The 12912-nt window shown below is 50.2% G+C and carries 5 protein-coding genes and 3 pseudogenes; 7 read left to right on the top strand and 1 reads right to left on the bottom strand.

Annotated elements, in window-relative coordinates:
• A partial coding sequence (locus PsB1_RS07655) for an RHS repeat domain-containing protein (protein WP_284360211.1) occupies positions 1-8801 on the bottom strand: 8801 nt, incomplete at its 3' end.
• 160 nt (positions 8802-8961) lie between these two features.
• On the opposite strand from PsB1_RS07655, the pseudogene PsB1_RS07650 reads away from it, so the two are divergent.
• The 7 genes and pseudogenes from PsB1_RS07650 to PsB1_RS07620 form a co-directional block, all read left to right on the top strand.
• Positions 8962-9190 (top strand): annotated as a pseudogene (locus PsB1_RS07650) (integrase core domain-containing protein); the annotation flags it as partial.
• 152 nt (positions 9191-9342) lie between these two features.
• Positions 9343-9470 (top strand): annotated as a pseudogene (locus PsB1_RS07645) (integrase core domain-containing protein); the annotation flags it as partial.
• 165 nt (positions 9471-9635) lie between these two features.
• Positions 9636-9848: pseudogene (locus PsB1_RS07640) on the top strand (divergent PAP2 family protein); the annotation flags it as partial.
• A gap of 144 nt (positions 9849-9992) precedes the next feature.
• Positions 9993-10787 (top strand): RluA family pseudouridine synthase, encoded by a 795-nt coding sequence (locus PsB1_RS07635; RefSeq protein ID WP_284360209.1) that lies wholly within the window; start codon positions 9993-9995, stop codon positions 10785-10787.
• Between the two features lie 7 nt (positions 10788-10794).
• On the top strand, positions 10795-11181 hold the full coding sequence (gene crcB, locus PsB1_RS07630; protein WP_284360206.1) for a fluoride efflux transporter CrcB: 387 nt from the start codon (positions 10795-10797) through the stop codon (positions 11179-11181).
• 9 nt (positions 11182-11190) lie between these two features.
• Complete coding sequence (locus PsB1_RS07625; protein ID WP_284360205.1) at positions 11191-12201, top strand: RluA family pseudouridine synthase; 1011 nt, start codon at positions 11191-11193, stop codon at positions 12199-12201.
• Positions 12198-12911: an ATP12 family chaperone protein gene (locus PsB1_RS07620; RefSeq protein WP_284360203.1), complete on the top strand. Its 714-nt coding sequence runs from the start codon at positions 12198-12200 to the stop codon at positions 12909-12911. The genes PsB1_RS07625 and PsB1_RS07620 overlap by 4 nt, the downstream gene beginning before the upstream one ends.
• Position 12912 lies beyond the last annotated feature (1 nt).

The raw sequence follows: 12912 nt of genomic DNA, 5'->3' as shown, positions 1-12912 counted from the left end.
GTCCCACCTTGCGCGCTACTATTATTGGTCACCATCCCCATCTGACGACCACCAAAGCGATACCACCTCGTCACGGGATCGCCCGTGTTATAATTACCGTCCGCTTCACTGCGACGGATCACTTGGCCCGAAATATCGGTGTCAAACGTCACACTGCGGGGCCGCCCGTCATTGATATAAGCGCTGGTCATCACCGCTTGGCCCGCCACAATGTTGTAGCTGAAGGTCGTCGTGCGGGTGGCACCATTTTCTTGCTGGCTGATGCTGGTTTGAACCGCACCCCGATACCAATTATACGCATAGCTGGTGGTGGTATAGCTACTGGTTCCCCGAGGCGGACCCGTATCCCTGTCAAATCGGCCGATATAAAAATTAGCATTATCGAAGCGATACGTCTGCGTCGTCAAGGATAAAACCGTGCCAATCGCATCATAGGTGGTGTCAACATGGGTATCGACAAAAAATCCATTATTCTGGTAATCATTTTGACGCACACGCGTGCTCTCACGGGTCACCCGACTTGACCAATCATATTGCAAGATCCGGTCCTGCGCCACTTGGTCGCCACCAGGGGCTGTATAATCGATCTGACGGGTCAAACGGCCCAGGCCATCATATGCAAACTGAGCAATCACCCCACCCCGTTCAGTGGGATCGGCCGAGCCATAGGCAACACTCTTACTATAAACCTTAGACAGACGACCAGCGGCGTCATACTCATAATCATCACGTCCAACGGTGGAGGTGAAGCCCCAATACCCACCGAAATTGGCAAAGTTAGTTTGGTTCACATTATTCACAACATTCGCCATGCTGACGACATTGGATGAGAGTTTCACTCGGCCGCCGCCGATGCCGCCGTTGTTCCGAGGATTTTCAACACTCGGCATTCTGACGACATTGGATAAGAGGTCCTCTCGGCCGCCGCCGCCGATGCCGCCTTTGTTCCGAGGCGGTGGCGGTGGTGATCTCACAACCGGTGGTGGCGGTGGTGGTGGTGGTGGAGGCGGTGGTGGTGGGCTCACAACCGGTGGTGGTGGTGGTGGAGGCGGTGGCGGTGGCGGTAATTGAACACTTTCCTGACCGCGAATGGTGTATATGCGTTCGCCGCGGCCATTATAGGCAATCGTTGAACCTTGATCACCGCGCATAATCTGACCATTGATGAGATCGCCCCGATCAAGGGTCACGCGGTTCATAGAATCATACTTAAACCAGTCCGTGTTGGAATTATGTGAGACAACATATCCATTATCACCAAGTCTAGGGAAGGTTGAAGATACCCTGCGGATATTGCCATTGGGGTCATAGTGCCATTCGGTAATGCCACCAGGAAGCGATGAATAAGTGTCTGATTGCTGCCAATTTGTGATCCGCCCCAAACCATCATAGGCTGCGGTTTGGTTCGTGAGTACATTGTCAAAACTGACCCAATTCCATGTAAGTTCTCTTTCTTCTCTTGGAATTCTTCGATATTTATTACCAGGATCGGGATCCCCTCTTCCATATACTTTATATCGGCCATGTTTTCGATCTTGTTCTTGGGTGAGATTACCGACACGATCATAGCCATAGCTGGTCACACGTGTGGTGATGGAATCAGACTCCAATGAACCTGAGACATTGTACTGACTGGCCAATTTACCTGTATTATACCAAGTGAAATTGAGATCGGTGCTGCCTGCCGCATTACTCGTCTGAGCCACCAAACGACCAGCCAAGTCGTAATGATTCCAAGAGGTGTTCGAGCCCATATCTTCGATCATAGTCGTACGATTATAGATGTCGCTATATTCTCTTGTCGTTCTACCATTGGCGTAAGTCGTGGTTTTGCTCCAGCCGCCAAATGTGCTCATTCCACTTGTCATAACATTACTGTGAACATAGCTTATCGTAGTTACATCCTGGGCAGCGCCAAGCCTGTAAATGACACGGCCTTGTTGATCGTAATCAATAAATTCAGTGCCAGGATGCCCATAGGCACTATTAACCTTCTTGATCAATTGGCCAAGGCCGTCATAAATATAAAAGTCGATTAACCCGCCAGAATAAGCCGCCGATAGCTTTCTGCCCATGTTGTCATAAGTATAATTGGTCACATAGCCTTGCTGACCACCAGCCGACATGGCACCAATGCTAACCATCAAATCACCATGCACATTATACTTATTTTCAGAATAAGAACCATCGGGATTATCGATGCGCAAGACCTGTGCTTGGCTGCCATCATAGCCTGTGCTACCCAATAAAGTCGTTCGGGTAAGATTGCCATTTGCGTCTCTAGTGGCAACCAAACGACCTGAAAAATCATAATAGCGATGTTCTGTTGGGCGTTGTGGGGATGCTTCGCCTGCTTCATTGGTGGCATTTACCCAAGGGCTCACGATCCTAATCTGGCGGCCCATGGTGTTATAGGCATAATCAATGCGATTGCCCCCTGCATTTTCCTCCCAAGCAACTTCGCCGAAAGCATTATACCCGCGCTTTGTGGTTAAGGTGACCCGTGTATTGGCATTCAATTCGCGTTGTGGCTCAATGACTTCTACCATCTGGCCGCGCCAATCATAGCGCGTAATGGTCGCTGTCACCCCATCAACAAAGTTTGTGCGTATCCCATCGCGATCCATTCCCCAGAGATTCATCAGACCCTCAAGAGAATAATCCAATAAATTAGTGCCTTCACTGGCTAATGACACCGTTTGTTGGCCCGTCCCATTATAGAGACTATAGCGCCAAACCCCATCCCCCCGATTGCTGCGCCAGACCCGCCCGGCTCTATCATATTCATTAAACTCGAACCCAACGCCATTGATCGACTTTGACAAGACCTCGCCATAGGCATTGTATGTCATCTGGAGAGTATCATTGGAACCACCCTCGCCACGCGTCCATGCGCCGGCATTGTTTGGGTTCATGACGATGCCCTTGGCGACCACACGGCCTTCACGGTCATATTCTGTTCCGATGCCTTCGTAGCTGTAATTGCCCCAACTGCTGATGCGCGCATATTCTTCCCGTGTCAGACGCCCAGCGATGTCGTATCGATAGGTTCTGACAAAGCCTGATGCGTCGGTTGATGATTCTAAAAGCCCGCCTACGCCATAGACAAAGTTAGTAACTACTCGTGTTGGGTAGTCACCAAAGCCAATTTGCCAAGAGACCCTTAAGTTTCCCAAACCATCATAAGAATATTCAACTTTAGGATTGACAGCATTACCTAGATAATCGACAAAACCACTCTTAGTTTGCCTTACTAACTGGCCACCTAAGTCATAGGTGTTTTCAACCCAATCCCCAGTGGCTTCTGTTTTACGTACAACTTGGTTGAGACCATTATAGTCATAGTAAATCGTTGAAGAGACCGACTTATTCGACCCTCCTGCCCCACCATTGGCATTGCCATCATGAACTTGAACATTCGCCCGTTGCAACCAACGCCGCCGGCCAAGCTGATCATAACCAAAGGTTGTGATACGGTCCTCGTCCGATAGGGCACATTCAGGTACTGCCGCACCCGGAATTGGCGCTGTCGATATGTGATTGGCATAACGGATTTCTTGTGTCACATTACCATTGGCGTCATAGGTCCAATCCGTCCGAAAGTGCTCTTGATTCACTTCTGATGTTTTGCGCCCCAGCTTATCATAATAACTATGAATCAAGCCGCCATCAGCGTCATGTGTGCGGGTTATATTGCCCATCGCATCGTAAAGATAACTTGTGGTCAAGGTGCGTGTAGTGACACGTAAGGCACCATCCAAAACTGCCGTAGTCACGTTTGGTATGCGCATCTCAGTCTTACGACCTAAGGCATCATAAGAATATTGGGTTACCCGGTAACCGCCTGAACCAGTTGGGGGATAGGCTAAGGCGCTGCTTGGCAAAGTCACCGGGACCGCATACACACGCGTTTCAGTCACATTGTTGCGACGATCATAAAAATTCTGTGTCAATGTTCCCATAGGTGACAAGCTATGGGTCACACGGTCAAGTTTATCGTACCAGTATAAATAGCGCGCACCATCGGCTGTACGCTTCTCAATCATATTCCCCCGTCGATCATAAAAATAGCTTTCAACGGGGGTCTGTGTGGTTACGCCACCTGTTCCATACCCGACGACCTGGCGGGCTTCAGATATTTTTTGGATTAAGCGATCGGCAGCGTCATATTGATATATGGTGATGCGCTGCTCAGCCAGACCAGAAGCTTCAATGACTTTGGTTTTATTGCCTCGCGCATCGTATTCAAACCGATTGATAATGGTTTGACCATTAAGATTCGAAATCGGTTTTTGCTCGCTGATTAGAAGGCCGCGCTTGTCATAGCCATAAAGTGTAACCCCACCCAACTTATTGCGGCTGGCGATCTTTTGACCCAAATGATTGTACGTATATTCTTCATATCCACCCAAGGCATCGGTAACCCTGGTTACGCGACCAAGCTTATCATAAGTGTAAGTCGTGATGCTATCATTGCTTGAGGCTGACACATTTGGCTGAACATCCAGGCTAAGCGGACCAGTAACTTTGGTCATGTAGCGTGTAACGCTAGCCACCTCACCAAATCCGTTGTAGGTTGTACGGGTCGCATAACCTTCTTCATCTATACTGAGAACGATTTTACCAGTCGCATCAAAATAATCATAACGCTCATTGCCACGCCCATCGAGGGTACGAATTTGTTGCCCAGCGGCATCATATTGATAGCGTGTTACACCGCCATCAGCATCGGTCTTTCGAATGACCCGTCCAGCCTGATCATATTCAAATCGGGTGGAATAATTATCGGCATCTTGAACCGATGTAAGTTGGCCAAGACCATCATAGGTGTAAGACTTGACTATACCCCTTCCGTCGTCAGAAGAGCCAATCTTATTGGTTGTTCTGGTAGACCATATCCCCCCACGATTATCCGATGGCGTTCCACGATAGAGGCAGAAATTGCCATCATCTTGCATAGTAAAAAAAGATGGCCCCTTTGGCTTAATAGGCTCCCTTTGCTTAGGAATAGGGTCTGGCTCTTTAATAGGGTATGGCCCTGTTTCACGGTAATCGAGAAAATTACTAGGCCCCCTTTGCTTAGGAATAGGGTCTGGCTCTTTAATAGGGTATGGCAATGCTTTACTGTTATTGAGTAAATCAGATGTACCCGTTGACCAAATACCTACACGCGCTTGCCCAGCTTGATGGCGATAGACGACAAGATTGCCATCATTTTGCGCTTCAAGCGTATAGGTTGAGTCAGGAGCGGTATCGCGAAAGCCGTTTGACCATATCAATTCAGCCCAATGATAGATTTGTATTTCCCCTTGGGTAGTAAGCATCATCCGATACGCATTATTTTTGGAGTAGACACTTTCATTAGAGGAAATCTTTGAGGAATAGTCAGATCCTATCTTGCTAGAATTATCCAGCTCGCTAGTGGGTAAAAGCTCTCTCACCAGACGTCCTGCCTGATCATAAGCATAAGCTATGCGCCGCTCCCCTACTTGTCTTGGGGCGACTATATCCCAAGCCTGTTTGCCGTTGGCATGGTTAGCAAAATATTTCCAAGTCCCGTTAGGGTCCTTGAGTAATATCATTGTGCCGCGGGCATCATAATCATAAGTTGTAACACTTGCTGAGCCCTTATTGGCCATATCAAGTGACACAATGGTCCAGCTTGCATTCACATCGAGCGCATTGGCATAGCGCCTTTTGGCCACCACCCTGCCTTCAGCATCATAGTCAAATTGTGTGACAAAACCCTCCCCATCCATGGTGAAGCGGACTTCTCCACGACTTGCATAAAAGTTTTTGTCAACACGATGATTTGCGCCATTGGCTGCTACCCAATTGTCAATATTGGCTTTCCAAACATTGGATGAGCCCATGGAGGCCATAGACATCAATATCGCATATTGCCTAGTCTCTATGATCCTGCCTTCAATGTCATATTTATAGCCTGTGAGCGCACCGCTTGCATCTACACTATAGCCCAAGCGTCCTTGTTCATCATAGGCAAGCCATGTCGAACGATGCGTGTTGCTATTCACTTGATCAGCAATGGCTGCTTTAACAGTTGCCACACTATAGGTGCTTAATGGGCCAATAGTGTTTGAATATTCAATCGTTCGCCTTGGGCCCTTAAAGGCGGACGAAGTGTCCGCACCATCAAAATAACGTGTCTCTGTAACCCTTCCCAAACCATCAATGGTGAAGCGCAATTGATCAAGGCCATTATAGACAAAACGTGTGGTTAAATCACGGCTTGAGTTAGCTACAATACTGGCACTTAACGCATCAAAACTTCCTGATGCCCGCAGGTCCGCAGTGGTTAAAGCTATAAATCTAGTCTCGCTAACCTTACGACCCTTCGCATCATATTCAAAGCGCGTCAGCCCGCCATCGCCATTAAGGGTACCTATCAGCAATCCATCGCCATCATAAAAGCTGCGGGTTATACGATCACGTGTAGTACCGCCTAGTGTGTCAGAGGGCGGCACAACAACCGAGGTAGGCAGATTAAGTTTAAAACTATCAATTTGGGATTGGCTCAACCTATTGTAATATTCAATTGTCGAAACCAAACGGCCTGCACCATCATAGCTATAGGTTGTTGTAGAACCGTCACCTAAAATCGTTTGCGTAATTCGCCCAGCGGAATCATAAATTTGCCACTTCCACGTATCAACCCCAATCCACCAAGGATTCATTCTTGGTATGATAGCTTTAAAATCTACTTCCGCATTGGGATCTTTAATCTCAGCCGTAACCGCGGTAGGCTGATCGTATTGAACCGTAGCAGCCACGCGCCCAGCCGCATCATAGCGATACTCTGTAACCTGTCCATCTTGATTAATATCAGCAATCTTGCGACCCAATTTGTCATATAAGAAATAGGTCGTACGATCTGACGCATCTTTCATGGACCGCAGCTGACCATTACGATCATATTTAAGTTCTGACGTGCCGCTAGTTGTGTAAGAGCCGGCACCCGTCTCGGCAATCAATTCGCCAGCTTTATTAAAAGTTTTGGTAGTCACATAACCTGATGCAGTCGATACAATGGTCTGGGTTGCAGCATCATTATAAACAATAGAAGTTGTCGCATTAGCTTGATCTTGGCTAGCTACCAGCCGACCAAGACCATCATAATAAAAATACTCCCAGTTTTCGCCGACGTTTCGCCGGAAGCGCATCTGACCACTTTGATCAAAATAAGCGTATTTCTGAGTAGAGCCCTCGTTTAAAAGATTCCCATCACCATATCGAGTGGTCAAAAAACTATTGCCGCGCGCGTCATAATTGTAAGTTGTAACCGAACTCCCAGCCCAATCTCCACTACCGGCAGCATTGACACTAGACCACCATGCATTCATCTGTGCCTCAGTTAGGAGGTCTGTGCCCACAGGATAAAGGGCGTTGAGGAAGGCAGCCTCAACACTCTTTGTTCCATCCGCATTATAGTTATACCGAGTTACCCGTCCTTGCGCACTGACGGTATAGACCAGATGATTTTCCCCATCATAGACATAGCGCGTGGTCAGGGTGGCGGTTGGTCCTGTACCTGTGGACCCAGTTGTAGTCTCTACAACTAAACTATTCTTGCTATTATAAACACGTTCCGTGACCCTGCCCGTGGGATCGATCAATCGGACCACATTGCCTAGGCTATCATATTGATACTGGGTGACACCTCCAGCTGTATCGATGACACGGGTGACATTGCCATCGCGGTCATATTCAAACAAAACAGACTGTGATGCCGAACCAAGTTGGGCCGGGGGGGTTGTGATTCTTGTCAATTGCCCGGCAGCATCGGTAAACAAACTTGTAACATTGTTACGTGGATCGGTGATGTCGGTACGCCCAGCACTATAGGCGATATTGGTAATACGCCTTTCACCTTGCGCATTAACCAACTGAGTGATCTGTATAACGCGATTTTGATTGTCATAGCTAAACTGAATAGAAGATCCATCTGTCTGTCCGATTGAACTGATCAACCTTGATGCACCATAATATTGATAGGTCGTGACATAGGTCTTGCCATCGCTGATGCTATTGTCTTCTGGCGTTAGATCAACGGTCACGGTGCTAAGGCGATTGGAACTGTCATAGCCATAGCGCACACGAGTTAGAAATTTGGCACCTCCATGATAAAGGTCTCTATAGCCTGTTGTGAGTTGGATAATGTTGTTACCTGACCATTTATATTCAATATATTCCCCATTGTCAGTTGTAATCCTGCTTAATTTTGTGCCTGAATAAGTGAAGGTGAGTGAATTACCATCGGTGTCTAATTGTCTTGCAATTCGCCACTCTGACCCAAAAGGATTATAGACTTCTCGAAGTTGGCTGGTACCATCGGTCCAAACCCAAAGTTTCCCATAATTAAGGATTTTATCATGGGCACCTGAGCCATCGGTTGCCCAGTAAGCAAGCCCACCTCCCTGTCTGCGTTCATAAGTATAGGTGATCTCCGTACCGTCTGCGGATACGCGTTTAATTGTGCTTCCTATTTGATTTATCGCCCCGGTAAGGCCATACAGCCTCCGATCAGTGCCCATACGCCATTGGTCGCCATTCTCGTCTAAAGCGCCCCTACTATTGTATGTACGACTTATGACCCCATCAGGCCCGCGACCTATTAAAAACTCATCCTGCCTTGAAATGAGCAAATTTCCGTTGGCGGCATTAAGGCTAACTTGATCTCCACTTCGACCTTGAGAAGCAGTCCCAAACATCCCAAGTCCGCCCAAGGACGCGCCCGAACCACGCTCAAATCCAGCACCCAATCCAGTGAATATGTTTACCATGCCAGTCGCTCCTGCAGGCACGCATCCTCGTCCATACGACCCTGCATTGTAGTAATCGGACGAAAATCGATTTAGTTAAGCGATATGCTGCATTTTTAATTGACTGGTCCCAATGACCCAGCTCCTTAACTCCACCATTGGTCTGAAGACCAAGGCGGGCGGGACAGAGTTTGTGTCTCGCGCCATGCTGAAGTGGCAAAATGTTCGGGCGTCAGCAGGCATTACATCGCCCCAGGCAAGCCTCAACAGAATGGCTTTGGCCCCGAGCTTCAACGGCAAGCTCCGCGACAAGTTGTTGAACGAAGAAGTGTTCGACAGCTTGGGCCATGCAAAACGGGCCCTCAGTCTTTGGCGACACGACTTCAAAAATGTGCGGCCCCACAGTGGAATCGGCGGGCCTGCGCCCGCTACGCGCCATTGGTTCTCGCAATTTGTAAGCATCGCTCTCGGTGCGCTTCCCAAACAGCAAACTTGGCGGTATCAACAAACAGGACTCTCATAAAGAACGAGGGACCATCGGGGCTCAGGTCAAGGCGAGCGCGGTGTCGAGTGGCACTATTTCGCGCCGGGCAAACCCACCCAAAACGCCTTTGTCGAAGTTTTAACGGGCGTTTTCGTGATGAATGCCTCAACGAAGAGTTGTTCTCGTCCATTGCCGACGCCCGCGCCAGACGATCCAGACCCGCCTAGCCTGAGCTAAGCAAAAACTCCACTCAGCGGGCCTTGACCACCAACCACAAACCAGAAAGAAAGGCGAACAGATCCTCCGAATAAATGGCCCGGATCAGGTGGCAGAGCACGCTCAAGGTGTGGGTCTGACACCCCGCCTTCGGTTTCGCGATTACACTGGCGTTTATTGTGATGCTGGATGCCAATAGCCTGCGCCGGAAGGTGGGCAAGCATGCGGTAGCCATCAACAAGTTAGCGGCGGGGGCATCTGACTATCAGGCACTGCGCGAACGCATGGGCCACACCCGATTGGAAATTGCGGCTGGCATAATTGTTGGTATTGCGGTTGCTGGCGTTGTGATGTTCATTTTGTCTTGATACTTGCTTTATCGGTGCCATAAAGTGCCATAATAAACCTTGCCTTGCCGCACTTAACCCCTCATCACTCCATAACCAAGCGCTTTGACTATCGATACTCTTAGTCAAAACCAAGATAAATCAGTAGGTCACACTACACCCAAGATGGCCAAACCAGTCCGCCAGCGGCGCGCGCGCAAACCACCGCGACAGCTAACCCCACAACACCAAAATTGGATCAGATCCCTTTTGATCTATGAAGACAGCGCCCTTTTGGCTTTCAACAAGCCATCGGGCCTTGCGGTTCAAGGTGGGTCGGGCATCGCTATCGACTTTGATTTTTTATTGGGCGCTTTTGCCAACCGTAAAGGGCACCGACCAAAACTAGTGCATCGGCTGGACCGCGAAACTTCTGGCCTCCTGATTGTTGCGAAAACCAGCCCGGCTGCGGCGCATCTGTCCGCTCAATTTGCAAGCCGCAGCCTTTCAAAGCGCTATCTGGCTCTGGTCGCGGGGGAGGTCGCTGAGACGAGGGGCGAAATCGCGCTGCCGCTTGTGAAGATCAATTCGGGCGGTTTGGACCTAATGCGCCCTGCCCGTGAAAATGATCAAGACCCCCAAGCTGCCCGGACCGACTATCGCGTATTGGCGAAAAGCGTGGCCGCTAGCCTGATTGAAGCGGCTCCCCACACAGGGCGCATGCACCAGATCCGGGTGCATATGGCAGCGTTTGGCCATGCTATTTTAGGCGATACAAAATATGGCGGCCTGATGGTGGCTGGCGGGAAGCCTTGTCCGCGTTTGATGTTGCACGCTTTTGCGCTTGATTTCACGCACCCTGATACGGGCGCCCCTATGCATTTAAGTGTCGCGCCGCCTTCTGATTTGATCGAGATGGCCCAGCATCTGGGACTGGATTTAGAACAGGGGCTTGTGCAAAGCCTAAGCAAGCTTGCATAAAGGGGGCATGGTACAAGCTCTTTTGGTTTTTTTGGGAGGTGGATTGGGCGCATTGGCGCGCTGGACTTTTGGCCATGTTGTGAGCCGCCAGCTAGGATCAGATTGGCCTTGGGCGACTTTCGGTGTGAATATCATAGGCAGCTTTGCCATGGGTGTGGTTATGGGTTTTGTACTGAAAAATGGCATGATTACCCCATCGGCGGAGAATTGGCGGCTCTTCTTAGCCACAGGCATTTTAGGCGGCTTTACGACCTTTTCGGCCTTTTCTTTTGAAAGCGCGCACATGATTGAGGCTGGGAATTGGCTCCATGCTGGCCTTTATAGCCTGACTTCGGTTGGTCTATCGGTGGGCGCTCTGTTTGCAGGCATAGTACTTGCCCGCCTGAACGGCTAAGACCGTCAAATGAGTTCCCCCATTACCCTCCCCGTTCGCGAAACCGATGGGCAAGTGCGCCTAGATCGGTTCTTGCGCCGTAAATTTACCACGCTGACCCAAGGTCGGATCGAGCAAATGATCCGCAAAGGCCAGATCCGCATTGATGGCACACGTGCCAAAAAGGCTGGCGATCGCCTCAGCCCCGGCATGGACGTCCATGTGCCCCAAGAGATTGTGATCCCCGAGAAAAAAGATGATGGGATCATTCGCGTTCGCTTAAAGCCAGAGGATGAACAATGGCTGCGTGATATGGTGATCCATGAAGATGGGGATGTCATCGTGCTCAACAAGCCACCAGGCATCGCCGTTCAAGGTGGTACGGGCACCACCCAGCACCTTGATAAGATGATGGAGATTTTCAGCACCGACGATCATGGCAAGCCACGGCTCTGCCACCGTTTGGACAAGGATACCTCCGGCGTTTTGGTGTTTGGACGCAATCCTGCCGCGACCGCTTTTTTGTCCAAGGCTTTTGCCGGACGCAAAACCACCAAAGTCTATTGGGCCGTGTGCTTGGGTACGCCCCACCCCTTGTCCGGCGAGGTGCGCGGCTGGATGATTAAAGCGGGCAGCTCCAAAAACCCCGATCACGAATTGATGCGCCGCGCGCCCCATGGTGAACCAGGTGCGGTTTTTGCCATTACCGACTATCATGTGATCTCAAACGCTGGGACCAAAGCTTCGTGGGTCGCGCTGAAGCCGATCACTGGGCGCACCCATCAACTGCGCTTTCATATGGCCGAAATGGGCTATGCCATTGCGGGCGACCCTAAATATACCTGCGACCGTGAGCCGATTGGTGGGCTTAGCGAACAATTGCACCTGCATGCCCGCGCGATCCGCATTCCCCATCCCAAAGGCGGGATCCTCAGCGTCACGGCCGATCTGCCGCCCCATATGGTCAAGGCCTTTGACGCTTTAGGGTTTGAGATTTTTGAGGGGCGCGACCCCTTTGAGCATTTTCGAGTAGATGCATGAATGGGGTCATCGGGCCGAAACGCTTTTATAAAGAAGCCAGCGTCGCCTCCCATGCGATGGGTTTTGCCGTCACTCTTGATGGCCGCATCCCCAAAACGCCCGCGAAAAATCACCTGATCTTGCCCAACGCGAACGCGGCCCGATTGGTCGCATCAGAATGGGCGATGCAAGGCGATAGCATCGATCCGGCCAGCATGCCTGTGACCCGCCTTATCAATGTCGCGCTAGATCATGGCGCAACATCGCGCGACGCCATGGTGGATCAAGTGGTCAAGCATGCTGGCACCGATCTTGTCTGCTACCGCGCACCCACGCCTGATAGTTTGATCCAAGCCCAAGCGGCAGCTTGGGACCCGCTACTCGATTGGGCAAAGCAGCATTTTGAGGTTGAACTTGTGACCACCACAAGTGCTTTGGCCATTCACCAATCCCCATTAGCGCTAGAACGCGTGGCGCGCGCGGCACGAGCCTTGGATGATTTACGCCTGACCGCTTTAGCCTTTGCCAATGGCTTGGCGGGGTCTGCGATTGTTGCTTTAGCCTTGGTGCATGGCCAATTGAGCGGCGAAGATGCTTTCAAGGCCATCCGAATTGAAGAAGATTGGCAGGCACAACGTTGGGGCAAAGATCCTGACGAAGAAAAAGTCGCGCAAGCCAGACGGCTTGATCTGATCGCGGTAGAAGCGCTGGTAAAGGCCTTAGGAGCTTAGT

This window comes from Candidatus Phycosocius spiralis (assembly GCF_030158815.1).
GTDB classification, from domain to species: domain Bacteria; phylum Pseudomonadota; class Alphaproteobacteria; order Caulobacterales; family Aquidulcibacteraceae; genus Aquidulcibacter; species Aquidulcibacter spiralis.
The sequence above is the reverse complement of the archived record's forward strand: the minus strand, read 5'-3'. Positions and strand labels throughout refer to the sequence as shown.